At 38.0% G+C, this 24,872-nt stretch carries 21 protein-coding genes and 1 pseudogene; 16 read left to right on the top strand and 6 right to left on the bottom strand.

Features of this window, described 5'->3' with window-relative positions; translation table 11 throughout:
- Nucleotides 1–48: 48 nt before the first annotated feature.
- The 4 genes from H4J75_RS15005 to H4J75_RS15020 all read right to left on the bottom strand — a co-directional run bounded on the left by H4J75_RS15005 (nucleotide 49) and on the right by H4J75_RS15020 (nucleotide 4,714).
- Nucleotides 49–1,047, bottom strand: coding sequence for a cytochrome d ubiquinol oxidase subunit II (locus H4J75_RS15005; RefSeq protein ID WP_182222583.1), 999 nt, complete (start codon nucleotides 1,045–1,047; stop codon nucleotides 49–51).
- Nucleotides 1,048–1,050: 3 nt separating this feature from the next.
- Complete coding sequence (locus tag H4J75_RS15010) at nucleotides 1,051–2,418, bottom strand: cytochrome ubiquinol oxidase subunit I (protein WP_182216216.1); 1,368 nt, start codon at nucleotides 2,416–2,418, stop codon at nucleotides 1,051–1,053.
- A 112-nt stretch (nucleotides 2,419–2,530) separates the two neighbouring features.
- Entirely contained in the window at nucleotides 2,531–3,076 is a 546-nt protein-coding gene (locus tag H4J75_RS15015) for a GbsR/MarR family transcriptional regulator (protein WP_182175603.1), read from the bottom strand.
- Nucleotides 3,077–3,346: 270 nt separating this feature from the next.
- Nucleotides 3,347–4,714, bottom strand: coding sequence for a M17 family metallopeptidase (locus H4J75_RS15020; RefSeq protein ID WP_182216218.1), 1,368 nt, complete (start codon nucleotides 4,712–4,714; stop codon nucleotides 3,347–3,349).
- A gap of 149 nt (nucleotides 4,715–4,863) precedes the next feature.
- On the opposite strand from H4J75_RS15020, the pseudogene H4J75_RS15025 reads away from it, so the two are divergent.
- From H4J75_RS15025 to H4J75_RS15045, 5 genes and pseudogenes are all read left to right on the top strand, one after another.
- A pseudogene (locus H4J75_RS15025) lies at nucleotides 4,864–5,142 on the top strand (alpha/beta hydrolase family protein); the annotation flags it as partial.
- Nucleotides 5,143–5,543: 401 nt separating this feature from the next.
- Nucleotides 5,544–6,575 (top strand): hypothetical protein, encoded by a 1,032-nt coding sequence (locus H4J75_RS15030; protein WP_182216220.1) that lies wholly within the window; start codon nucleotides 5,544–5,546, stop codon nucleotides 6,573–6,575.
- Nucleotides 6,572–7,576: a hypothetical protein gene (locus H4J75_RS15035; protein ID WP_182216221.1), complete on the top strand. Its 1,005-nt coding sequence runs from the start codon at nucleotides 6,572–6,574 to the stop codon at nucleotides 7,574–7,576. Before H4J75_RS15030 ends, H4J75_RS15035 begins: the two co-directional genes overlap by 4 nt.
- A gap of 417 nt (nucleotides 7,577–7,993) precedes the next feature.
- A complete protein-coding gene (locus H4J75_RS15040) occupies nucleotides 7,994–9,319 on the top strand; it encodes an NAD(P)/FAD-dependent oxidoreductase (protein WP_182222584.1) in 1,326 nt (441 codons plus the stop codon).
- Between the two features lie 150 nt (nucleotides 9,320–9,469).
- On the top strand, nucleotides 9,470–11,116 hold the full coding sequence (locus H4J75_RS15045) for an FMN-binding glutamate synthase family protein (protein WP_182216225.1): 1,647 nt from the start codon (nucleotides 9,470–9,472) through the stop codon (nucleotides 11,114–11,116).
- 346 nt (nucleotides 11,117–11,462) lie between these two features.
- Here the strand turns inward: H4J75_RS15045 and H4J75_RS15050 are convergent, their stop codons facing one another.
- Both H4J75_RS15050 and H4J75_RS15055 read right to left on the bottom strand, forming a co-directional pair.
- Complete coding sequence (locus tag H4J75_RS15050; protein WP_182222585.1) at nucleotides 11,463–12,548, bottom strand: L-dopachrome tautomerase-related protein; 1,086 nt, start codon at nucleotides 12,546–12,548, stop codon at nucleotides 11,463–11,465.
- A gap of 76 nt (nucleotides 12,549–12,624) precedes the next feature.
- A complete protein-coding gene (locus H4J75_RS15055; RefSeq protein WP_182216228.1) occupies nucleotides 12,625–13,650 on the bottom strand; it encodes a zinc-binding alcohol dehydrogenase family protein in 1,026 nt (341 codons plus the stop codon).
- A 138-nt stretch (nucleotides 13,651–13,788) separates the two neighbouring features.
- On the opposite strand from H4J75_RS15055, the gene H4J75_RS15060 reads away from it, so the two are divergent.
- The 11 genes from H4J75_RS15060 to puuE all read left to right on the top strand — a co-directional run bounded on the left by H4J75_RS15060 (nucleotide 13,789) and on the right by puuE (nucleotide 24,367).
- Entirely contained in the window at nucleotides 13,789–14,724 is a 936-nt protein-coding gene (locus tag H4J75_RS15060; protein ID WP_182222586.1) for a LysR family transcriptional regulator, read from the top strand.
- Between the two features lie 322 nt (nucleotides 14,725–15,046).
- On the top strand, nucleotides 15,047–15,577 hold the full coding sequence (locus H4J75_RS15065; RefSeq protein ID WP_182222587.1) for a hypothetical protein: 531 nt from the start codon (nucleotides 15,047–15,049) through the stop codon (nucleotides 15,575–15,577).
- A gap of 318 nt (nucleotides 15,578–15,895) precedes the next feature.
- Complete coding sequence (locus H4J75_RS15070; protein ID WP_182222588.1) at nucleotides 15,896–16,249, top strand: hypothetical protein; 354 nt, start codon at nucleotides 15,896–15,898, stop codon at nucleotides 16,247–16,249.
- 94 nt (nucleotides 16,250–16,343) lie between these two features.
- Nucleotides 16,344–18,344, top strand: coding sequence for a TonB-dependent siderophore receptor (locus H4J75_RS15075; RefSeq protein WP_182222589.1), 2,001 nt, complete (start codon nucleotides 16,344–16,346; stop codon nucleotides 18,342–18,344).
- A 533-nt stretch (nucleotides 18,345–18,877) separates the two neighbouring features.
- A complete protein-coding gene (locus H4J75_RS15080) occupies nucleotides 18,878–19,525 on the top strand; it encodes a hypothetical protein (protein WP_182222590.1) in 648 nt (215 codons plus the stop codon).
- A 437-nt stretch (nucleotides 19,526–19,962) separates the two neighbouring features.
- A complete protein-coding gene (locus H4J75_RS15085) occupies nucleotides 19,963–20,664 on the top strand; it encodes a GntR family transcriptional regulator (protein ID WP_182175615.1) in 702 nt (233 codons plus the stop codon).
- A gap of 30 nt (nucleotides 20,665–20,694) precedes the next feature.
- Entirely contained in the window at nucleotides 20,695–21,357 is a 663-nt protein-coding gene (locus H4J75_RS15090; RefSeq protein WP_182222591.1) for a TetR/AcrR family transcriptional regulator, read from the top strand.
- A 304-nt stretch (nucleotides 21,358–21,661) separates the two neighbouring features.
- Nucleotides 21,662–22,864 (top strand): urate hydroxylase PuuD, encoded by a 1,203-nt coding sequence (locus H4J75_RS15095; protein WP_259366416.1) that lies wholly within the window; start codon nucleotides 21,662–21,664, stop codon nucleotides 22,862–22,864.
- A gap of 72 nt (nucleotides 22,865–22,936) precedes the next feature.
- Entirely contained in the window at nucleotides 22,937–23,152 is a 216-nt protein-coding gene (locus H4J75_RS15100; protein ID WP_182222593.1) for a hypothetical protein, read from the top strand.
- A gap of 92 nt (nucleotides 23,153–23,244) precedes the next feature.
- A complete protein-coding gene (locus H4J75_RS15105) occupies nucleotides 23,245–23,418 on the top strand; it encodes an ureidoglycolate lyase (protein ID WP_182216242.1) in 174 nt (57 codons plus the stop codon).
- Nucleotides 23,419–23,446: 28 nt separating this feature from the next.
- Nucleotides 23,447–24,367, top strand: a complete 921-nt coding sequence (gene puuE, locus H4J75_RS15110; RefSeq protein WP_404842715.1) for an allantoinase PuuE — start codon at nucleotides 23,447–23,449, stop codon at nucleotides 24,365–24,367.
- Nucleotides 24,368–24,872 lie beyond the last annotated feature (505 nt).

The raw sequence follows: 24,872 nt of genomic DNA on the forward strand, positions 1-24,872 counted from the left end.
ATTAATAATAAGTGTCTGTGCTTAGTTTATTTAAGGATAAACTCACGCTTAATAATATCTGAGCTCTCGCACCTTGCCCCAAAATACCCGATAAGAAAAGGCGGTATAACTAAATATAACCGGTACCACAATGAAGGTTCCCCATAAGAGAAAACTCAAAGATTCAGGTGCTGCGGCTGTTTCCCAAATAGTCAGCTTGTTAGGCACTATGTACGGAAAAAAACTAAAGGCTAAACCAAAAAAACATAGAGTGAAGATAATCACTGCCGCGACAAAAGGTCGCCAACAGCCTTTGTCATTTATTTTAGGTAGTTGCTTTAGTTGTATTAAGCTAAAAATAAATAACGCAAAGCAAATAGCGGGTAAGGTTAATATCAATAAAGTGTTTGGCCAAGCAAACCATTTTTCATAGACACCTGGGTTAATTAATGGATTAACAAAGGAGACAGCTATAATACCAAGGAAACAAATTAGTCCTGATTTTTTTGCCCAAGCTACCGCTTGTATTTGTAGTTCACCTTCAGTTTTCATAATTAACCAACAAGCACCTATATAGCTATAAGCGGCCGCAACACCAAAGGCACTCAGTAAACTAAAACAATAAGCGGCTACAGTGCTTTCAAAGCCCATAACATACATACCTAACATGTAACCTTGGCTTAAAGCAGCGAGTAACGAGCCTATTTTAAAGACTTTATTCCACGTAGGCTTATGACCAAAGGCCGCCTTAGCACGAAAATCAAAAGCTACACCACGAAGCACTAAACTAATTAATAATACCGCGGTGGGTAAATAGAGCTCTTTAAATATATAACTGTGCGCCGCAGGAAAGGCTATCAATAATAAACCAATCGCTAAGACTAGCCAAGTTTCGTTAGCGTCCCAAAAAGGGCCTATTGAAGCTATCATCGTATCTGCATTATCTGTTTGATCGAGCGGTAGCATAATGCCAACACCTAAATCGTAGCCATCTAAAATGGCATAAAGTAAGATTGAAAGACCCATTAATGAGACAAAAATTAGCGCTAAGGTATTTTCTTCAAACATAACTTATCCCTCGATTGATTTACTAGGTGTGTGAATAACAGGTTTTACTTGTTCATCGATACTGAATTCTTCAAGTTCAATCGCTCGTCCTGCCATCGTAAATAGGGTGTGTAGGTAGGCAACCATAATGACAACATATAAAGTCAAATAAAGTGTAAGTGTAATTCCTACATTTGCTGGTGCTATATCTGTCGCTGCATCTTTTACCGTTAAAATCCCTGTCACTAGCCAAGGTTGTCGGCCAATCTCAGTGACATACCAGCCCGCTAATGTGGCGACCCAACCCGAGAAGCTCATCGCAACCAGTACTTTTAATAGCCAAGGGGGCAATTGTTTTTTACGCCACAATTGAAAACGACTAAACCAAGCGACAATAAACATGAAGAGACCTAAAGCCACCATGATTCTAAAAGCAAAGAACACCGGCGCAACAGGGGGATGGTTACCTTCAAATTCGTTTAGCCCCTTTATTTCGCCATCAAAATCGTGTGTCAAAATAAAGCTGGCCATTTTAGGAACGGCTATTTCAAAATGATTGGTTTTTTGCTCTTCATCAGGAAGTGCAAATAACAACAGCGGTGCTCCTTTTTCGGTATGCCAAATACCTTCCATGGCAGCAATTTTTTGTGGTTGATGTTCTAAGGTATTTAACCCATGCATATCACCTAACAATATCTGTACTGGTGCCAGCACCGCAGCGACTGTTAACGCTATTTTTAGCGTTAATTGTGGCGCTTTTTTGTTATCACCCTTGAGTAGGCGATAGGCACTTATACCCGCAACTAAAAATGCTGCCGTTAAACCAGAGGCAACCAGCATATGAGACAATTTGTAAGGGAATGATGGGTTGAAAATAATAGCAAACCAGTCAACGGGGAATGCGACACCATCGCGCATCTCATGACCTTGAGGCGTTTGCATCCAAGAGTTAAGTGCTAGGATCCAAAATGACGATAAACTGGTACCAAAAGCGACAATTAACGTTGATAATGTATGTACTCGAGCCGAAACTCGATTCATACCAAATAACATAATGCCTAAAAAACCAGCCTCTAGAAAGAAAGCAGTGAGTACTTCATAACCCAATAATGGTCCCGCTATATTACCGACTGTTTCCATAAATTTTGGCCAGTTAGTGCCAAATTGAAACGACATAGTAATACCGGTAACCACACCTATTGCGAAGGTAAGGGCAAAAATTTTGACCCAAAAACGGTAGGCCCGCATCCAGATAGGATCATTGGTTTGGTCAAAGCGTAATTTGAAATAAAACAAAAACCAGCTCAGTGCGATGGTTATTGTTGGAAACAGGATATGAAAGCTAATATTAGCGGCAAACTGGATGCGTGAAAGCATTAAGGTTTCTAACATGATTTACTCCATAAACCCTAGAAAACACGAGTATCATCAACGGGTTTAACGTTTAAAGTGACAATTTTTTATAACATTAATGTGCTAGCTTTAAAAAAGTCAAAGTGACAATTTAGTTTTTATTTAAAAGTTTATCTTTTATATCAATAACTTTACTGACACCGGCACCAAGTTTCATTAATGTATTAAGTTTTTCTGGGCTCATGCTTTGTAGTTCTGCCGCCCAATGGGTAATCGTTTCAAGTAGGTCATGCATCTCATGCATTTTTTGCTGTGCATATTGTTCTTGAGGGTTAGCGGGTTCATCTAAAAGATTATCGCGTAATAGTGACAGGGTAGGGTCAACCTCACGTTTGCGACGTTCTTCAAAGACACGTATTGCCATTTCCCAAATAGACCCCGCCGGTGAGTAATATTCTTTGCGATCTTTGGGTTTATGTTGTACTTGAACTAAGCGCCAAGACTGTAATTCTTTAATACCCATACTGACATTACCGCGAGAAATGTTGAGGGCTTCTGATATTTGTAGCGCAGTGAGTGAATCATTGTGAATAATTAATAAACCATACATTTGACCTACGGTGCGGTTAAAGCCCCAGCGACTGCCCATTTCACCACAGTGCATAACGAACGATTCGATTTTAGCTGTCATAATCATAATTAAGTCTTCTGAACTTTCAGTAATTTCTGAAAGTTTAAACCTTTGTTGATTTAGATCAAGTGTTATTTTGAATATTATGGCTTTTTTTTGATTATTGAGTGAGGTACTCAGCTCGTGATAAAGCAAGGTGTTGTTAAGTGAGGTACCGACAGAAAAATGGGGAAAGTATCAATAAAAACTAGCTTTGGTAGCGACAGACATTTATGAATAAATGCGGCGCAAAAGCACCGCAGTTATTAACTTTTATGGCGATGTGGTTTTAATTGCTTATTTATACTTAGCTTGTAAGTAATCAAATACGGCGCGAATACCAAAAGCTTCACCGCCAAGGGGGCGCCCTGGTAAAGCTCTGATATTAAATGCCATCACGTCAAAGTGAACCCAATCAGTCTCTTTTTTAACAAACTCTTGTAGATATAATGCCGCGGTAATTGCACCACCAAAGGGTATTGCGGCGCAATTGGTCATATCAGCAATAGAGCTTTTCAGTAAATCACCGTATGGGCTATAAAGGGGCATACGCCAGACCGGATCGCTAATTTTGCTGCCCGCTTGGGTAATACCTGCAGCAACTTCATCGCTTGTTGAGAAAAATCCTGGTAATTCTGTGCCTAAAGCAACACGCATTGCGCCAGTTAGGGTTGCAAAATCAATAATTAAATCAGGCTGTTCGGTGTCAGCTTCTGTTAGAGCATCACACAATACTAAGCGACCTTCTGCATCAGTGTTGTGAATTTCAACGGTAATACCTGCGCGTGTAGTAATAACATCACCAGGTCTTATGGCATTGCTCGACACGGCATTTTCTACCGCAGGAATGAGTACTCGTAGATTAATTGGTAGGTTATGCGACATAATTAGTTGAGCTAATCCGAGGACATGTGCAGATCCGCCCATATCTTTTTTCATATTACGCATACCAGCAGCGGGTTTTAAGTCGAGACCTCCACTGTCAAAGCAAACGCCTTTACCCACTAACGTTACTTTTGGGTGATGGCTATTACCCCAAGTTAAGTCAATTAAACGAGGTGCATGCGCACTCGCGCGACCAACGGCATGTATGGTTGGGTAATTTTGTTCGACCAGCTCATCACCAATAATTTGCTGAACTTGGCCGTGATACCTATTAGCCAAGTTTTGCGCACAGTCACCAAGATCTATTGGCATCATATCAGCTGCTGGCGTATTGACTAAGTCACGTACTAAAGTCGTTGCCTCGGCATATTTAATGGCACTGTCGACTATGGTCTGATTATTAACGGCTAAGCAGGGAAGCGGGTCATTATTTTTGTTTTTTGTTACATAACGATCGAATTTATAGGCGCCCATTAGCCATGAAAAACAGATGGCTTGTTGCTGTTCATCTTTCGCATGTAACAAATACTGACCAGGAGGAAGTTGCTTAATTAATTCGCCACAGGCAAAGAAGTGATTGGCATCTTCAACAACAAATACTGCTAGCGACAACTCCCCTTGAGTATTAGGTAATAACGCTAAACCTTCAGCTTTATAATTAGTATTGGCTAACCATGCTTGGTTTTGCTGAGTTTGCTCGCTTAACCAGTCGTTATAGTTATTTTTGTTGATGATAAAAAGTGATGTACCTTTATCGTCGGCACGTAGTAACTGATTCATGAATTTCCTTAGGACGAATTGATTGGTTTTTATGTCTTGCTAGATTGTAACCTAAGCAAGATTAAGTTGAAGTGCTATCGGATGTTTCTGGCCTAATTATAAAGTAATTATTGCGAGCATAGATGTTTGTAAGTGAAATACCCACCGAACCCTTCTGCTTTCAAGGAGAAGAGCGTAGTTTTTGGGAAGGTCAACCAGCCTATGCATCGATGCCACCGTTCTTTCATGCAGAAAAAATTAATGAGCCAATGTTGATGCTCCACGGTAAAGAAGATCCAAATTCAGGTACTTTTCCAATGCAATCAGAACGAATGTTTGCTGCGCTAAAAGGACTTGGCGGTAATGCTCGCTTGGTGATGCTACCACATGAGCAACACGGTTATCGAGCCAGAGAGTCGTTGCTCCATATGCTGTGGGAACAATATTAATGGTTAGATATACATGTGAAAAACCCCACTAATAGCGCTACCCCTGAATAAAATTTATCAGGCGCTTTACCTATCAAATAATCGTTTAAGTAAAAGCCATGTCAACTGCTTATCAGTGAGCATGGCGAATTACTCACCGCAAAATAATGATATTTTAAATTTCAGCAAATCAATAATAAGTTAGCGAATAAGGTTATGTTCATTATGAAAATCTATATAACATAAACTAATGGCGCTCTATTGTTGTTTAATTTATAGGCTGCACCTATAGTTGGTTATTGAACTTAAATGGATTCAATTTGACTTAGCTAGGATAGCGCCTTTCCTTTTTTACTCGGCTGAATCTTCACGTTCGTAAAGTCTATTTAATTTAACATTGACGTCGATATTTGGAGAAAAAAATGAGCGATAAACCCGTCTTAATTTTAATGCATGGCATTGGAATGCACACCTCTGACTCTTTTAAAGAAGACGTTGTTGAGTCAATTAACAATGCATTGGAAAGGTATCCAAGTTATAAAAAACTAAAAATTGAAAATGAATTGATCATTCATAGTATTAGTTATGACCATCTATTTGAGAAGATCCGTAAGGAAATTTCAAGCAGCAGTAAAACAGTTGAACACTTCATTAAAACTCAGCTGGCGGGTGTTGATACGCCTGACTTAATGAATAAATTGATAGGTATTGATGCCAATCTGGGGAGTGATACCTTTGAAAATACTCATGCCTTAGATGTTATCCTATATTTGTCTATATTTGGTGAAAGCGTTAGGGGCTTTGTTATCAAAGAGTTAGTGAGTATATTTGGCCAACACAGTGCAGGTACGACTTATCATTTTTTAACGCATTCTCTTGGCACGTCAGTAATGCATGACTCATTAAATAAACTCTTTCCTGATGAAAAACCGCTCGGTCAACCGCAAATATCTACCTATTGGAGTTTCGCTAATGTTAGCGATTTAGTCACGTGGGCTTCTGGTTTAACTTCACCTTATCAATCTATTGTTAAACCTGGTGTTGGCGGAATAATGAATGAATTTTATAATATCTATCATGAGTGCGACCCTATTGCTTTTGATTTATTTAGACGCTTCGATCCTAAAAATAATGGTAGTTGGATAAGTGAATCAGCGTTTGATAATGCATATCGAAAAATTGTTACTAAAGAATTTAGTCGCAAGAATACCCATTCAATTAAAGGGTACATTGAAGATCCAAAAGTATCTTATCCTTTACTTTATACATTTTTAGATGACTTCGACCCCAGCTCTACTGAGCAAACACAAGCTAATAAGGCATTTAAACATTATCAAGGAGAGCTAAATAAAATTAAAAATTATCAACAAACAGGCGGCTTTACTGCTGACATTAAGGGATTAGTGGCAGCTATCACCGGTTTTATTAGATATTTCAAGGAGGATAAACAATGAAATATTTATTGGCGGCTATTTTACTTGCCTTGATATCTTTATCTTCTTTATCTTCTTTTTCTGAAGAGCTTATTTGTCAAAAACACGACGCTACAAAAGGGAAGGTTTTTATTAATATGTATGAGGGTGTTGATGATATTTCTCTGAAAATATGTAATAAACTTCTTGATGGCTCAGAAGTCGATCAAGCGATGAATGCTTGGTTTATTAATTGGAAGGAAAAACTTTCCTTGCATGTTAAACCGCTAGAAAAAATGGGTGTCGACAGCGATTTTATCATCAACAATGCTTATCAATCGTTAACCACATTGTCGTACCCTAAAAATATTAATGCCTCAAAAAGCACTAAGACAGGAAAATATCATCTAAAGTATAACAATGAAGAAATTGCAGTTTTAGATAATGCTGACTGTAAGGGGTATGGCCCAAAAAACTGTAAGATCCTCTTTGATAATTTGCATAAGGCAATTGTTGCTCCTTTTGAATCTTCTTATAAATATGCCAATTCAAAAGCAGGTATGAATATAGCTTTAAAGAACACTGCATGGTCAAATTATTTTGAAAATTCGCGTTCACAAACGTTTATAGATTTAGCCATTAATACTTGGTATTACCAAGATAAATTAAAAGAAAACCGTTTAGTTCCACCCCCCAATAAACAGTACTTTGCCTTACATCCTTCTATTATTATGCATTACAGTGTCGATGCTGAACATGGCGAACAGATGAAAGAAGCACTTGCTATAGAATGGGCGGGGATTAATTACTGGCAGTTAAAGATACCTTTGGGACTTTCAGTCGTCTCTACCTATGCAGATAGAGTTTCAGTTAAGTCGGTATCTCACGGGGTTATGTTTCACATAAACAATACTTATTCTTTTGGTTTAACGACTAACAGCGAGCAGCAGCATGGTGTTTTTGTTACTTTAGATTTACTGAAATTATTCGAAGATAAAAAGTCTAACTATAAAAACTATCTTAACAACATAAAAGATCTGTAAATTTTAGCCTAGATATTAACGACTTCTATTGGTAATGAAGTCGTTAGTAATATTTAGGATTAACTTATTATTAATAAGGCTGGAGATCAGATAATTTAGCAAAGTAAGTATAACACCCAGGCCGAAAACCCAACTAGATCTACTACTCAAGGCTGAAAGAGAGTCTGCATATTTAAAATGTTCTAATTTAAAATAGACTCGTGTCGCAGCCATAAGAAAGAACACAACACCAAGAAATGGACCTAAACGTTTAAACCAGGAAGACACGCTTTATCCTTAGTGCATTCATAAAGATAGCATGATAGTTTATTACATATTCGCTAACTTAAGCATAGATTAAGGTAGGGAATATCTAATACAAATAACGCTAGCTTTTAATGGTGTTGGCTCATTATAGTTTAAGGATCAGCGAATAAAATGTTAATCAGGCCTTGGTGGCGAAAACCGACCATTTCTTCAGACCCCATTGTTATAATCGGTGGTGGTGCAGGAGGTTTAGAGCTTGCCACTAAACTCGGCAAGTATTTTCGAAAAACCAAACAAAAAGTTATTTTAATCGACCAAAATAGAAAACATGTTTGGAAACCACTTTTACATGAAGTCGCTTCAGGCTCACTTGACGCAGATATAGATTGTGTTGATTATTTATCCCATGGTGCGCGTAATGGTTTTTTGTTTCAGCTAGGTGTAGTTGATGGACTCAACCGAGAATCGAAGCATGTACTTTTAAAACAATTAAATGATCAAGACGGTGCTTTAATATTTCCTGCTCGCCAGGTTAAATACTCATTATTGGTATTTGCGTTAGGGTCTGTAACGAATGACTTTAATACGCTGGGAGCAAAGGAGTACTGTACATTTCTTGATACTTGTGAAAATGCAGAGCGATTCCATACTGAGTTACTTAATGCTTTTTTACGACTTAAAGGGGACGATACGCGCAGCAGTCTCAATATTGCCATTATTGGTGGTGGTGCTACAGGCGTAGAGCTTGCTGCAGAAATAGTAAAAACCTCTGAATTACTGAGAAATTATGGATATGACCATTTATCAAAAAAGAGTCTAGATATTCACATTGTAGAAGCAGGGCCTCGGATCCTTGCTGCACTTCCTGAACGTATAGCGCAAAGTGCACAACAAGAACTAGAGGCGCTTGGTATCACCGTAAATACTAACACCGCGGTTACTGAAGTTACGCCCAACAGTGTAATAACAAAAGATGGCCGTGAAATCGCTAGCAGCATTACTGTTTGGGCGGCGGGCATAAAGGGACCTGATTTTATGCAAGCTATTGGCGGTTTGGAAAGCGCAAAGAACAATCAATTACTGGTTAATCCATTCCTGCAAACTCCCTTAGACACCGATATATTTGCCCTTGGCGACTGCGCCTCATGCACGACATTAAAAGGGATAAAAGTTCCCCCTAGGGCGCAAGCAGCGCATCAAATGGCATCGACTGTCTTTACCAATATTATTGCTAAATTAGCATTGAAACCCTTAGTCGCTTATGAATATATCGATTATGGTTCCTTGGTGTCATTATCATCTTATACGGCAGTAGGCAGCCTAATGGGAAACATTAATCAACGCAGTATGTTCATCGAAGGTAAGTTGGCAAGACTGGTTTATATTGGGTTATACCGCATGCACCAAGTGACACTTTTTGGTGTGCTTAAAACCTTACTCATAGTCCTTGTTGGTAGGGTTAATAGAGCGTTAAGGCCTAACCTGAAATTACATTAACTGGTGGGTGGTGAAGATGATTGATAAAGATTTTCAGTCTCTATAGGCTTTACACCTATTTATTACCGCCATACATCAAAAAAATAATATTATCCCATTGATCAATGGGGTTAAATAAGCAGATTAGAAATATAGTAGGATATTTAAAAAATGACTTCAGCTCAAAAATTTTACTGGCAAGTTTTAACCCTAGGTAACATCAGTAGCTTTATCTTACTTTATACTATTGCTGGTTGGTTCCCTGGTTTTTTGGTGTTTTTTACCCTGACCTATTCAATAGTAGGTGCATATGATCTTACCCTAAGTAAACATACCTTAAATAGACTGTATCCTGTTCTTGCTTACTTTCGTTACTTCTTTGAATCAATACGAACAGAAGTTCAACAGTATTTTATTGCAAATAACACCGAAGAAATGCCTTTTAATCGCGAACAAAGAGATCTGGTTTATCGACGTGCAAAGTCGGTAACAGACACCATTCCCTTTGGCACTCAACGAGATTTAATGCAAACTAACTATCAAAGTATATGGCACTCGCTAGCACCAAAAACAATAAAGGATGAATCTAAGCACGTTTCAGTTGGCGGGCGACAATGTTCAAAACCCTATAAAGCGTCAAGATTAAATATATCAGCAATGAGTTATGGCTCTTTAAGTGCAGAAGCTATTGAAGCAATGAATCTAGGCGCAGGTGCAGGTGGCTTTTATCATAATACTGGCGAAGGTGGTGTTAGCCCTTATCATTTAAAGCATGGTGGAGACTTGGTTTGGCAAATAGGTACGGGGCTTTTTGGCTGTCGAAATGAATATGGCCGTTTCAATCCTGTGATGTTTGCTAAAACGGCTCAATTAGCACAAGTAAAAATGATTGAAATAAAGTTGTCGCAGGGTGCTAAGCCTGGTCATGGTGGCGTACTTCCTAAAGCTAAGATAACAGATGAAATCGCGCAGATCAGAGGTGTTAGTAAAGAAGAAGATTGTGTTTCTCCGGCGATTAACCCTGAATGCAATAGCCCATTTGAATTACTGTCATTTGTTAGCCAACTTAGAGAGTTAAGTGGTGGCAAGCCCATTGGTATCAAACTTTGTGTTGGTAACCCCGCTGAATTTTTATGTCTTGGCAAAGCCATGTTGGAAAGTAACATATACCTTGATTTTATTACGGTTGATGGCGCAGAAGGAGGCACAGGCGCTGCACCCGTGGAATTTAGTAACAGACTTGGTATGACCTGCTTGGAAGGAACCTATTTTGTTCATCAGGCACTTGTTGGATTAGGACTACGTAAACAGATACGGGTGATTTCAGCCGGTAAAACAGCTTCGGGTTTTGACATGCTTAATAAGGTTGCCTTTGGTGCTGATATTGTTAACGCGGCCCGAACATTTATGATGTCATTGGGCTGTATTCAATCTAGGCAATGTGACACCAATATGTGCCCAACGGGGGTCGCCACACAAGATAAAAATCGCTCTAAAGCCATCGATATAGAAGTAAAAGGCAAACGTGTAACCTCATTTCATCATCACACCCTAAATAGCTTCTTTGAATTATTGGGAAGCATGGGACTAGATGATGTCTCGCAGTTAACTTACAACATGATAAAACGTAGAACACCAAACGGCATGTTAGAATCTAATACCCACACAGTACCTGAACTGACTGAGAGTCAGTTAACGCAAGAAAATATTACTGGGATGTGGTTAACATGGTGGAATCAAGCCTCTAGCGATACTTTTTATGTTAATGATATTGCGCCTTTGGTACCACCTGAATTAGCCGTTAAGCAAATTTCTTAATGATTACTTGAGCGTTGCGCAATACTATTTTATTGTTATCTCTGAGGTTGAGAACCGTTTAATTATCAATGAATATTGACCATTAAAGCTCTAATATCGTGGTTCATATTATGAGCCACGATATTAGGATAGAACGTCTGCTTCATTAATAAAATAGACGGTCGTATTGATAATTACCTTAATATTTTTAATGGTTAAAAGCGGCCAAAAGACTTTTAGTATTGATAAGTCAAAAGTAGCGGGGCACTAACGACCTACTTTACCTTTAACAAGTGGCTTAAAAGAAAGCACACTATATTGCCCTTGGCTGTCATCTTTACCATTGATAAGTCAAAAGTAGGGGGCACTAACGACCTACTTTACCTTTAACAAGTGGCTTAAAAGAAAGCACGCTATATTGCCCTTGGCTGTCATCTTTACCATTGTTGAGTATTGGCGAACGGTGAAGTTTATTAACGGTAACGTAAATTTTATCATCGTCTCCGTAACTAAAACCATCAGGCCACACAAGACGTTCATCTTTAAATAACACTTGGTAATTGCCACTAGGTTTAACCACACCAATAGCGCCGTTAGTAATATCGGTGACATATATATTGCCGCCACCATCGACAATAATACCATCAGAAATAGGCTTAGTGCCGTAGTGCTGTACTTTTTCCTCTAGCTCTTTACTTGATAGACTTTCATTTATAATTGCGCTTGTGGCAACACGATATACCGATGTGCCCGACATGGAGCCAAAGTATAACCAGTCTTCATTGGGCTCAAGAGTGATTGGGTTTACACCCAAACGCGCAGCTTGCCCGCCAATTTTCATTGTGCGACCGTCAATAACTATGTCGATGCTTTCAGCACGAGTATAATGGCTGTCTTGCAGTATTCTTCGTGCGGCACCTGTTTTAAGGTTAACAGCAATAATTGCGGCTTGACTACCTTGTGCCGTGTCAGCAATATAGATATAGCCATTTTTGTTATCAACGGCTAAGTCGTTTAGAAACGACGTATCTGTAATCGTTGGCTTTGCTAAATAAATAATTTTATCAAGCTGCTCACTTTTAGTATCCCAACCCACTAATCGCCCCGCATGATCAGGACCCGACGTATCTAGCATCCATAACACACCCTCGGCTGATACATTAATACCCAGAACACCGTAAAAACCTTTACCATTATTGTAAGCATATGCCCATTCTTCATTAGGATAAGGTTTTGTGGTGCCGTCTGGCATAAGCTCCATGATCTTTTGCTTTTGTCCATAAAATCCATGTATCGACAAAAACTTTCTTCCCGATGGCGTAATAGCAATGTTACCCGGTGGATGTTGTGCATCGAATGTAGCGACTGTGTGAAGCTCGCTGTTATTGGCTAATGTCGTCGCTGTAGTGAGTAATGCTATGCTATAAGCTATTACTGAAAGTAATTTTTTCATTTTTATACCTATTATTAAGTTATTAATAATTATACTTAATCGTCTTAAAGAGTCTCTTACATTTCTAGGACTGCTTTTAAAAACCTTCTAAAACAATTTTTCCAATCGATTGTCCTGATTCAAGTATTTTATGGGCCGCTCTTAAGTTTTTAGCGTTAATGGTTCCTAAGTTTTTACCGACCGTAGTTTGGATATATCCTTGGTCAATCAAGTCTGCAATTTTGTTAAGTAAGCGATGTTGCTCATTGATATCTGTTGTTTTGAACATTGAACGTGTAAACATAAACTCCCAGTGCAGGGATAAACTTTTAAATTTAAGTTTACTGATATCAAGCGACTTAGGATCGTCAATTAAGGCTATCTTTCCCATTGGAGCTAACAGTTCAACAAAGCTATCTAAATAGGAGTCAGTATGCGTTAAACTAGCAACGTGTGTTACTTGCCCTATAGCTAATTGTTCAATTTGTTCTACTAGTGATTTGGAGTGATCGATAACATAATCTGCCCCCAGTTTTTTTACCCATTTTGCAGAACTATCTCGTGACGCCGTAGCAATGACAGTTGCGCCTGTTAGTGCACTTGCTAACTGAACTAAAATCGAACCGACACCTCCCGCCGCGCCAACAATTAAAATTATATCGTTTGATTTTTTCTTTATCTCAGGATGTTGTTGTTTGATTAATAAGCGTTCAAACAATAATTCCCAAGCAGTAATCGCGGTTAATGGTAATGCAGCGGCTTCGCCATCTGATAAACTTTTTGGCTTATGACCGACGATGCGCTCATCAACTAATTGATATTCCGCGTTACTTCCTTGGCGATTTAAATCTCCGGCATAAAAGACTTTATCCCCAGGTTTAAAGTGGCTCACTGACTCACCTATGGCCACGACTTCACCAACAGCGTCCCAACCAAGCACTTTGTATTCATCGTTCTCTGCTGCAACATTTTGACGGATTTTGTAATCTACAGGGTTAACAGCGATAGACATAACCTGTACTAATAAGTCATGTCCTGAAGCTGTAGGTTGCGATAGTTCGATGTCTATTAATGATTTAGGATTACTGATCGGTAATGATTGTATGTAGCCAACTGCTTTCATGGTTTTTCTCCAAAGCTTTAAAATTGTTAATTACGGGGAGTTAACATTAATTGTTATGGTGATTATAATGATATGACTTGATCGCTCAAATAGAAACAGCATAATGATAGAATCTTTATCAAATTATTTTTGACAATCATGCTATTAGAAGATCTTAACGTTATCTTAAAAGTTGCCGAATTTCGCAGTATTACTGCAGCGGCAGAGAGTTTAGACATGCATACAGCAACAGCTAGTGCTGCAATAAAAAGGGTTGAACGTGCGCTTGGCGTTGATCTGTTTATACGAACGACTCGAAGCTTAAGGCTCTCTGTTGCAGGTGAAAGGTATATTCCAAATTGTCAGCAAGCATTGCAAATGCTTGACGTAGCTAAGCAAAATGTTAAAGATGATTTAGACATTATTGATGGTGAATTAAGAATTTCTATCCCCTCAGATTTAGGTCGGAATTTAGTATTACCTTGGCTTGATGAATTTATGGAAGAGCACATAGGGATCAGTGTTAAATTACATGTCAGTGATAGTAATATTGATTTCTATAGGGATCCCGTTGATATTGCCTTGCGCTATGGTTCACCAAATGATGCCAACCTTTACGGTTTTAAAATCTGTAATGTACCACGAGTTATTTGTGCAACACCTCAGTACCTAGAAGCGCATGGTATACCCAGGCATCCTAATGATTTGACCACACATAACGGTCTTCTATATAAGTTACATGACATTGTTCATGATGTATGGGAATTCTCTTATAAAAGTGAGTTTATTAAAGTCAAAATGAAAAGTAATCGCGTTTCAAACGATGCTGACCTAGTCAGGCGTTGGTGTGTAAGTGGTAAGGGAATAGCTGTAAAATCTAGTTTAGATATGTCATATGACTTGCTGAGTAACCAACTTGTGACACTATTAACAGGCTTTGTCCCTAAGCCAACAGAATTATGGATTATTTGCCCAAGTAGACAGACCATTACTCCGGCAGTTCGCCTGCTTAGAGAACACTTAAAAATAAAGTGTAACTATGTTCTTACTCAACTTATAAACAAAGGTATTTTAGCTCAAGCGGATGTCTACTAATTGAGCATTCTATTTGATTTAAATGAGCGACTTTATTGATTTGAAGTTTGATGGTAATCCTCAATGCTTTAGAGGCTAGTGACGACAATGTAGTATTCTTGTGTATAAATAGGTGAAATACCAACGGCAGTAATAAGCTTGCAGGAGAGTTTTTTAGCTAAAAATAATTTCCTATGATTGGCAATAACGTCATCCGTCACTCAATTATATTAACATGACTTTAGTGCCTGTTATTGACGTAATGAACTGAAAAGCTTAATGTCTTCTTTGACTACTGAGCTGTCAAGTATGGAATACATTTAACGTAATAAAAAGGACATCGATGAAACATCTTTTATTAACTATATTAACCACTACTTTAATCGTGCTTAGCGCTTGTGGCGGCGGTGCTGATAAAAAAACACCAGAGATTAATATATTGCCACCGGTTGAGGAAGGCTTCACCTTACAAAATATTCGCTTTGATTCAAGAGATTATTATGAAGGAGAGCAGGTTACTGTTACAGAAGGTACTCGCTTTGAAGTTCAGTGGGTATCACCGACTTCTGCAGCCTACAGAATAGATTTATACTTATCGATTAATGGCGACGTATATTCTGACGATAATAAAATAGCCGGGCTTAAATGTGGTAGCGCTTCTTTCTCACTCTGCCCAAACGCAACAGGTGAAGTTCAATGTGTAATTGATGACAACAGCTTATCTTGCTCTTTTGGAAACAAATCTGTAGGAAGCGAGTCTTTTCAAGATAATGACCTATCAAGCTTAAGGTTTATTATAAGAGGTTGTGATGCCCTCAGTAACTGTGATGTAAAAACGTTTAATTTGTCAGTACAAAATAATACGGGTAATTAAAATCAACGTTTATTAAAACCGCTCTCAAAGGTAGATATCAACAGGCAGAAAATAGATGTTTCACCTAACCAAAGCCCACCAATAACTGCCAGCAAGGCTACCATAGATGTCGTTCATCATAAAAAGGCTAATGCCTATTTTGTCTGCTTATCTGACAAACTAGGCATTATAATTAATAATCGCTTAAACAGTTTATAGTACCGACTTAATAGATAACTCGCACGAAGTTGCCTATGATTGTTCACATATCATGAATAAACTCTTATAATACTCTGCGTATGGTGTTTAAGGGTTTTTATGTTTAAAGCAGTGTTAAGAATGTTTATTATAGCAATGATGCTTGTTGCCTTCGTTGGGCAAGCAATAAGCTTTAATACTGCTATGTCTTGTGAAAATTCAGAAAAATCTCTTTCTTTTGACACCAGCGAACAAGTAAAACATTACGGTTTAAGTACAGTTAGTAAAGCTACCCCAGAAGACTGCTGTGGTATCGAATGTTGCGATGTTAATTGTACTTGTATTGTTAATGCATGTTCATCAACTGTATATTTTAATACTGTCGTTCACTCAGCTAAAATAACTATCTTAGCTGAAGCTTTTTATATGCAACAATTTGAGCAGCTTAAATCTATTTCTCCCTTGCTCTATCGGCCTCCTATTTTTACCTCATAAAAACTTAGAATAACAAAGATTGTACAACTCATCACTTTTCAAGTTAATTAGCGCCCTTGTGCTGAATTATTATCAAGTAATACCTGAGGTAAAAATGTTTAAAATATCATTAAAAACGGCAGTAGCCATGCTGTTAATCCCTGCGTTTTCTTACGCGAATGAAAATAACAATGAAGAAGAACACAACAAAGAACACAACAAAGAACACCATGAACATAACGATAACAAAATTGAAAAAATTCAAGTAAGCGCTTCTCGTTTAGGTCGTATCGTTACTGAATCGGCAACACGAACCGAAATTATTAATGGGGAAGAAATACAAGAAAAAGCGCTAATGCGTCCAGGGAATATCTCTATGTTAGTGGCTGAAACGGGTGGCGTTAGAGTGCAAACTACCTCGCCTGCGTTAGGAAGTTCCAACATTCGACTGCAAGGAATGTATGGTCGTTACACACAGCTCTTAAGTGACGGTTTACCCTTATACGGTGGTCAAACCGCTTCAATTGGCCTGTTGCAAATTCCACCTACAGACCTTGCAAATGTTGAAATAATTAAAGGGTCTGCTTCTTCTCTTTATGGTGGCTCAGCACTTGGAGGGGTGATCAATCTAATTTCACGCACACCTTCAGATGTTTATGAGGGCGAAGTGTTACTTAATGCTACGTCTAAAAATGGTCAAGATATCACTTCATACTTTGCCGCTCCTTTAACTAGCGCTTTAAGTGCATCGATTACTGCTGGAGTTCATCATCAAGAAGAGCAAGACTTAGATAACGATGGCTGGATTGATTTGGCTGGCTACGAAAGGCATAGTGTCCGACCTCGTTTCTATTGGCAGCAAGATAATGGTGCAAACCTTTACGTTACCTTGGGTGCAATGAAAGAACAAAGAGATGGTGGTACTTTAGGTGACGCTACTTTACCTGATGGTAATAGTTTTCCTCAAACACAGGGTACGCTTAGAACCGATGTTGGCTTCATATATGACCGCCCATTGGGGCAGGTGATGACTATTAATGTCCGTGGCTCGGCAATGAAACAAGACCACGAGCATGAATTTGGTCCTGTTCAAGAGGATGACAGCCATACAAGCAGCCTGATTGAGTCGAGTTTGTCAGGGTATTCTGATAAAGCGGCATGGCTAGTTGGCTTAGCACTACAGTCTGAAAAGTTCGAATCTGATACCTTTTCTGAATTTAATTATTCCTATCAAGTGCCGGGACTATTTTCGCAACTAGATTATGAAGTCAGTGATGATATTTCTATGTCGCTTAGTGCACGTGCTGATTGGCATAATGAATACGGAACACAAGTAAGCCCGCGAATTTCATTATTATACAACCAAGAAAGCTGGTCGGTTAGAGGGGCATATGGGCAAGGTTTTTTCGCACCAAGTCCTTTTATTGAAGATATTGATGAAGCCGGTTTATCTCGACTTGCGCCGCTAGAGAGTCTTGATGAGGAGCGAGCATCTACCGCATCTATAGATTTTAGCTATGTGCTGGGCAGTGTAGAAACTAGCCTAACATTATTTGCGTCAGATATTGATAACGTTACTGAGTTAGCTGTGATTAATAGTGATGATGCTTCAAGAAAGCAAGTTCTTATCGTCAATGCTGCTGGCGAAAGTAACATTAACGGTGCTGAATTATTACTACGCTATCGCTGGCAAGATATTAAATTTACCGGTAGCTATCTATACATAGACGCCACTAAAGAAAGAGATCCGCAATTTGGCCGAGTACCCTTAGCGTTAACCCCTAAACATTCGGCTGGTCTTGTTGTAATGTGGGAAGAACATGGCAGTCATATGGTAGGATTTGAAGCTTACTATACGGGTACACAACAACTTGAAAACAACCCATATCGAGAGCGAAGCAGCCCTTATTGGCACTTAGGGCTGCTGGGTCAAATTACCATCGGACAAGTAAGTTTTTTCGTTAATGCTGAAAACTTGTTAAATGTGCGACAAACAAAGGATGACTCTTTAGTATTACCCGAACAAGCACCTAGCGGTCGATGGACAACCAATATTTGGTCAAGAAACGATGGTTTTACCGTTAATGCTGGTTTACGTTTTAAATTTGGCGGTTAAAAGCATACTATATTAGTATAACGATTTGTTGGATTGACCATATTGTATTAAGTGTTTTTAGAGGGGATACCGGTAGTTTTAGCTGTCCCCTGATTCGAAGAACGGGTGCTTTGGTGATCTTAAATGAGCTATTAGGGGTTTCTAATGGCTAGCGTTTAGTTCTCATCGTCACCCTAAACCCTAAATAGGGATTAGGGTGCTAAGTTTATCAGTCTCACTCAGCCACAGCTGAGATAAAGAATGTAAAACCTCAAGTCTATAATGTAACATTAGTTAGCGTTAACAGGTTACTCGATTAACTCATCAAAAAAATGCTCATAATGAAGGTTAACTATTTAGGGATCTTTAGTTTAAATTTTGATTGCTTAACATGAGACTGTCCTTTTGATATTCAGCGCTATAGGATGTTATATCGTTTATTGATATTAAATAATCTACTTATTGAATGGTTATATATAAAAATATGACCATAATAAATAATAGTGACAGTGACTCTAAATTTTTTAGTCATATTATTAGGCGACTCTTTAGCAATGAAAATATATTTGTTATTAACCTTACTTTTTTGTGCTTCCTCTTTTTCTCAAGAGACGACAATTGAGGTGATTTCAATAGAATATCCGCCTTTTACCACAGTAGAACGTGATGATGATGGCTTAGCGTTTACCTTATTACGAAATAGTAAAATTGGCTCTTCATTGACTTGGATACCGGTTTTTCTTCCTCCTGGAAGAGCAAATAGAGTTATCAATGCTGATCAGTGGTGTGCTAGTTTTTATCCTCCAAGTAGTACACTTAATTTTTCTTCCTACGTTTTAGATGAAAATTTAATTAGTATCTCTCTTATCAGAAAGAGAGAGCCAACAGAATTTACCTGGACAATGCTCGAAGAGCTTAAGCCATATTTAATTGGTTTACTGAGAACTAACCATAATTCTCAGTTTGTTAAATCATTCACTGATGCTGGCATTAAGATATTTTATATGGAGTCTGTTGAAACAGGTATAAAAATGGTTTTAAGTGACCGGGTCGATTATGCCATGATTGACAATATAACGTTTGATTCTCTAGATTCAGAAACAAAGCGTCAATTGCAGTTTTCAAACACTCACCTGCTAGAAACACAAATCACACTTTATATTAATAATAAATGTGCTGAGATAAAAAGTAACGTTGAGTAACTCTATTTGAAGAAAAAAGTCACTTTTGTTAACGTTAGCTTCAGTAAAGGCATTAAATACGATTGATCAACACTTAGCTGGCTCAATCTCATAATCGGCATATTTTTTCAACCACCTTACTTTGGCACGTTGTTCAGCATTATTTCCAAGTGCAGGTGTGAGCTTTTAATGGCTACGGGTAACTTACTCGCAGAGGCTTCTCTACAAACTAGCTGCCCATATCCTGACTTATTAGTACCTATAGCTGAAATAAATGAATTAAGTCGAGCTGAATACTGAACATATAAAGATGTATCGGTATAATTTGAGTGATGATGAGAAAATAAACGATAAGGTTATTGATTGTAATGAAGTTCAATGACTAGTTAACATAAAACTCTATATACTATAATCTAAGAGGATTAGTACCAAGTGGTCAATTTGTATTTAGGATTGTGATGAAAGTTAAGTTGAAGTCTGACGAAAAAATTAAAAAAATTAGCGATAAAGAAATATACCAAGAAATTTTTGATGCAATATTATCGTTTCGTTTACGCCCTGGTACTCGGCTGACTGAAGAAAATTTATCAAAAATATTTAATGTGGGTCGTACAACGATTCGTAGTGCTTTACTGCGACTTTCTCAAGACCATATTATTGAAATTCAACCGAACAAAGGGGCATTTATCGCAAGTCCGACCGTTAAACAAGGTAAAGATATTCTTGAAGCTCGAAAATTAATTGAAGTAGAGATTGTTAAAGATGTCATTAAGCATGCAACGCATAGTGACTTCGACTTATTGAAAAAAATAGTTAAATCAGAAGAAAATAATATCGAACGTGAACATATGGTTGAAGGTATTCAACTCGGTGGCGACTTCCATTTGATGCTGGCGAAGATATCAAAAAACACCACGCTTGAGCGCATTCTGACAACCTTAATACCGCAAACCTCTTTAGTGATTGTACTGTATGAAAACCCTGATGCGCCTAAATGCTCGCATTTTGAACACTTCGAGCTTATCGACGTAATGGAAAAAGGTCAGGTTGAAAAAGCTACAGCACTTATGTATCAACATATTCATAGTATTGAAACGCGATTAAATTTAGATGAAAAAGAATTTACTAGTGATTTAGTTGATATATTTAAAAAACGTTAATGCGTTAACGGTTAGGTCTTTGGTTAAAATATGGCAATAATAAAAATTTCTGATGATGATTTAGTCAATACACAACAAAAAGCTAGGTTATTAAACAAAAATAAAATAATAAAAGCTGCTGAACAAGAATTTAAGAAATATGGCTTTAATGGTGCGTCCATTGCGCGCATTGCTGAAACGGCAATGTTACCCAGAAGTAATATTCATTATTATTTCACGAATAAACTCGCGCTTTATGGTGCGGTGTTAACTAATATTATCAATTTATGGAATCAAGCTTTTGCTGATATAAAGCCCAATGATGACCCAGCAAAAGCAATTGCAAGCTACATAGATGCAAAAATAGAGTATTCAAGAACTAATCCTACTCCTTCAATTATTTTTGCTAGTGAGTTACTGCATGGCGCGCCTTATTTAAGTCAATATTTGAAAACAGATTTTAAACAGTGGATCACTGACAAAGCTAACATCATTCAATCATGGCAAGCGCAAGGTAAGTTAGATGAGCAAATATCAGCTTACCATTTGTTGTTTACTATTTGGGGGGCAACTCAACATTATGCTAATTTTTCAGTTGAGATTGAAGCTGCTTTAGATAGGCCGCTGACCAATAGCGACTTTGATGATGCTAAAAGAACGATAAAACATATCATTTTAAAAGGTTGTGGTATGCAGCTTGCTGAGAAGCGCTAATAATAGATATAACTCTTATAATTTCAATCCCTTCCTGTAGAAAAATCACCTATATTTTTTAAAAATATAAAGTCATTGGAATTTTGTGGCTTTAGTTTATGGGCAAAAATACTTGTTTGTACTGATAGTTAATTGTAAACAGGATTGTTGACAATGTTGTTTTTGTTTCATATGCTAAGTTGATGTTTAGTAATGAATGTAAATTACACAACACAAACCTTAAGCTATAGTTAGGTTGGCAAATTAAGCCGCGCTATAAATGCAATATAAATTCTTTAGAAGGGTCAGAAATTTGGAAGCGTATTTGTTCGATGTATTAAATTTTTTAGTGCGAAGTTTTCATATCATTACCGGCATAGCTTGGATCGGCGCATCATTTTATTTTGTTATGCTAGATAATTCATTACATACACCTAAAAATCCTGCAGACACCAAAAATGGTGTTTTTGGTGAGTTATGGGCGGTACACGGTGGTGGTTTTTATCATTCGCAAAAATACATGTTGGGTCCCAAAAACCAACCTTTAGACGATAATCTTCATTGGTCTAAATGGGAAGCATATACAACGTGGATCAGTGGTTTCTTTTTGATGGCTATTGTCTACTGGTATGGCGCTGATATTTACCTTATTGATACAAGTGTTGCTGATATATCGCAAAGCACAGCCATTGCAATTAGCTTAGGCTTTATGTTTGGTGGCTACATTATTTACGATTTCTTATGTAAATCTGCTTTAGCTAAAAACGATTTAGTTTTAGGTGTTGTGATTTTTGCACTTGTCTCTGCCGCCGCTTATGCATTAACACACATATTTAGTGGTCGTGGCGCTTTTATGACCTTTGGTGCCATGTTAGGTACTATTATGGCAGCTAGCGTATTCTTTGTTATTATTCCTGGCCAAAAGAAAATGGTCGAAAGGCTCATCGCAGGCGAGAAAGTTGACGCCGCCCCGGGAATAGCAGGCAAACAGCGTTCTGTTCATAACACTTACTTTACCTTACCTGTTGTCTTTGTGATGATAAGTAATCACTATGCCATGACCTATAACCATGAGTATAACTGGTTAATATTAATGGGTATTTCAATGGCAGGTGCCTTAATACGGGTGTTCTTTGTTTCGCGTCACACGCCAGGAAAACCACTAACAGGAGCGTTAGTTACTGCTGTAGTTATTATGGTCGTCGTTATCTGGGCTATGGCGCCTAAGTCAATCGTGGCGAACACTGATTCAACAGTCTCACCAGTAGAATTCTCTCAAGTTCAAGCCATTATTCAACAGCGTTGTTCATCTTGTCATGCAGACAAACCTACACAAGCTGGTTTTGCCGCTGCGCCTAAAGGCTTTATTTATGACACACCTGAACAAATTAAAGCGCAAGCCACTCAAATTTATCAGCAAGCAGTAGTCCTTAAAGCTATGCCTATAGGTAACTTAACCAAAATTACCGACTCAGAGCGGAAGTTAATTGCACTGTGGTATCAACAACGTCAAACAACAAAAGAGTAATGTAACCTTTACTTTTACAACTAAATAATCACGGAATAAAAAGTTACAACAAAACAAAAACCGAGAAGATAAATGAACATGATAACCACAGTTATTAGTGCTGCTTCGTTTCTATTTCTTGGTTTGAGTTCGGCTACAACACAAGCTGCTACTTTTAATACATTTAAAGTAGCAGGCTTATATGGCACTGGACATAATAAACGAAGCACTGATGGCAATGAAGCAACGTTCACTATTGCAAATGCAACAGGCTTTACGCGGGATGATATCTATTTTTTGCTGATGTAGCCCATGTCAGTGATGCAAATTCAACAGATTGTACACATCTCGAGTTTGCTCCTAGCTATCGCCTCTAACAAGTCACCTCCAAGATAATAAAAATGGCAGGTGATTCTGTTTCTAGTGCAAATTTACAGGTTTTTGTAACCCATGAACAACAAGACTTTAATTTTCATGCAGGAATTTGGCACATGGCCTTAATTTTAGAAAAAGACCGACTTTTTTCGTCTTTGATAGGGCCGGTGCTGGCAAACATTGTAATGAACTTACTTTAGAAAACGAAACTATTGAGTTGACATTAGCATGAGTAAAATAGATATGAATAACTACCCTCGAGACATGAAAGGATACGGAGAGCATGCACCTAAGGTTACTTGGCCAAATAAGGCAAAAGTGGCGGTGCAATTTGTGATCAACTATGAAGAAGGAGCCGAGAATTGCATTTTACATGGTGATAATGCCTCGGAAACTTTTCTATCAGAAATCATTGGCGCACAGCCGTTTGTTAACGAACGACATATGAACATGGAGTCTTTTTATGAATATGGCAGCCGTGCAGGTTTTTGGCGATTACATCGTTTATTTTCTCAGCGAGGCTTACCTGTAACTGTTTTTGGTGTCGCGATGGCGATGCAACGTAACCCTGAAGCAGTTGAAGCGATGTTAAAAGCAGATTGGGAAATTGCGAGTCATGGATACAGGTGGATAGACTATCAAAATGTACCGATTGAAACCGAGCGTGAACATTTAAAAAAAGCGATAGCTATTCACAAAGAAATGACAGGACAAAAACCTAAAGGTTGGTATCTTGGCCGCATGAGTGAAAATACTCGACAGTTGGTAATGGAAGAAGGCTCTTTTTTATACGATGCTGATAGTTATGCTGATGATTTACCTTATTATATAAAAGGTAAAGAAAAGCCACATTTAATTGTCCCTTATAGTTTAGATGCCAATGATATGCGTTTTGCTAGTCCGCAAGGTTTTAATTCAGGTGAACAGTTTTATTGTTACTTAAAAGATACTTTTGATACCTTGTATGCTGAAGGGGCTGATGCGCCAAAAATGATGTCTATTGGTTTGCATTGCCGCATTATTGGCCGACCAGGTCGTTTTGCAAGTCTGGTTAAGTTCCTAGATTATATTGGAAAATATAATGATGTCTGGGTGTGTAGAAGGCAAGATATTGCAGAGCACTGGTTAGCAAACCATAAAGCAGAATAAGTAGTAGCAAGTACCTAGTGATACTGCAACAACACCAAGAGCCTTAATTTAAGAGGTTTGACTGGTGTTGTTGTTAACAGATTGAGCATAGGGTAAAAATATTACAATGCCCCCCTCAAAAGAAGTAAGTTGAAACAAAGATTACACTAGCAGTAAAATCAAAATATTCTGTTCTTCTAACCGCTAAAAAAGGCATGGTTAACGCACCAAAAATGACTGCTCCCATAAAATAACTTGCCAACATACTCGCGCTAACGTTACATAATAATTTGCGCTAGCGTCAAAATACCAAGATGGTTGGAATACGATTTAAAAATGGTGGTTTATCTTGTTGGTCACCTTTATTTGCAAAGTAGTCTGCCACATGGAGCATGATAACGTATTCTCCAACTTCAATCTTGGTGTCGTCAAGTAATCACTCGTTTTTTCATCCGTCAGTATTGATTATCACTGCTAGTAAATGGACGATTATTCTAGATTTTTTATACACATTACTCGCTTTATA

Source organism: Colwellia sp. BRX10-1 (assembly GCF_014077545.1).
Lineage (GTDB): Bacteria > Pseudomonadota > Gammaproteobacteria > Enterobacterales > Alteromonadaceae > Colwellia_A.